Genomic DNA, 232 nt, shown 5'->3' on the forward strand with positions numbered 1-232 from the left:
TCCCTGCGGCGATCATCTGCGCGGCTTTCGCCAGGCGCTCCTTGAGCGTCGAGAGCTTGTCGGTGAGATCGCGGAACGTCTGCGTCGAGAAATCCGAGAAGACGAGATTGTCCGCGACCACCTGCTGCGAGTAGAGATTCGCGATCTGCTTGTGAGCCTTGTCGGTCAGCGACATCAGCACGACGCGCGCATCTTCCTTCGATGCCACACGGCGCATGAAGCCGTGCTTTTC

General features: G+C 60.3%; 1 protein-coding gene. It reads right to left on the bottom strand.

Annotated elements, in window-relative coordinates:
• The coding region (locus ELQ11_RS09865; protein ID WP_208359349.1) for a hypothetical protein at window positions 1–217 on the bottom strand (217 nt) is incomplete at its 3' end.
• Window positions 218–232 lie beyond the last annotated feature (15 nt).

It is taken from the genome of Campylobacter sp. US50a (assembly GCF_004379015.1).
Classification (GTDB): domain Bacteria; phylum Campylobacterota; class Campylobacteria; order Campylobacterales; family Campylobacteraceae; genus Campylobacter_D; species Campylobacter_D jejuni.